Annotated in this window: 2 protein-coding genes; both read right to left on the reverse strand. The window is 72.8% G+C overall.

The annotated features are described in order from the left end of the window. Positions 1–718: GMC family oxidoreductase (locus tag Q0112_RS01475; protein ID WP_297970475.1), on the reverse strand; the 718-nt coding region annotated here is incomplete at its 3' end. Next, a partial coding sequence (locus Q0112_RS01480; RefSeq protein ID WP_297970476.1) for an Ldh family oxidoreductase occupies positions 715–1009 on the reverse strand: 295 nt, incomplete at its 5' end. The genes Q0112_RS01480 and Q0112_RS01475, both read right to left, overlap by 4 nt.

Consider the following 1009-nt stretch of genomic DNA (forward strand, 5'->3'; position numbering starts at 1 on the left):
TCCCCTCGCGCCAGCGCACGCCCACCGCCCGGCCCTTCTCGATCAGCACCGAGAGCACGAGCGCGCCCGTCTTCAGCGTGATCCGCCCGGTCGCCTTCATCGCCGGCCGCAGGAAGGCCTCCGAGGCCGAGCAGCGCCGCCCGTCGCGGGCGTTGATCTGCCAGGTGCCGACGCCGCGCTGCGTCTCGCCGTTGAAGTCGGGGTTGTAGGGCAGCCCGATCCCCTGCGCCGCGAGAACGAAGGCGCGGGTCAGCTCGCAGGTGTGGTGCTCGTCCGACACCTTCCACGGCCCGCCGATGCCGTGGAAGCGGTCGTTCAGCCGCTCGTTGTCCTCCATGCCGGTGAAATAGGGCAGCAGCGCCTGGTAGCCCCAGCCGGCATCGCCGGTCGCCTCCACCCATCTGTCGTAGTCCGCCGCCTGGCCGCGGATGTAGACCATGGCGTTGACCGAGGACCCCCCGCCCAGCACCCGGCCCTGCGGCATGATCGGCGTCCGCCCGCCGAGGTGCGCCTGCGGCACCGACTTGTAGAACCACATGTAGCGCTCGACCCCGAGCAGCTTCACGTAGCCCGCCGGCATGCGGATGAGCGGGTTGCGGTCGTCCGGCCCCGCTTCGAGCAGCAGCACCCGCGCCCCCGCCTCGGCCAGCCGCGCCGCTACCAGGCAGCCGGACGACCCGCCGCCCGCGACGATATAGTCGTAGCCTTCCGCGCTCATCGACCCTGCTCCTTCTCGCCGCGCCCCCCGAAGCCGAGGAAGGCGGCCGTGTCGGGGTCGAGCGGGATGCCGTCGCGCGCCCGCTCCGCCTCGACCCGCCACTCGCGGTCCCCCGGCGCCATGACGGTCTCGCCGGGGCGCGTCGGCTCCGTGCGAAGCGCGGCGAGATAGGCGCGCATCGCGCCGAGGAACACCTCCCGCCCGCCGAACCGCTCCGGATCGATCGCCAGCACGAAGTGGCCCATCCCGCGCGGCGTCGTCATGTCGCCGTCCCCCACCATCGGGATCATC

Origin of the sequence: uncultured Amaricoccus sp. (assembly GCF_937858865.1) — a bacterium.
Taxonomy (GTDB): Bacteria; Pseudomonadota; Alphaproteobacteria; order Rhodobacterales; family Rhodobacteraceae; genus Amaricoccus.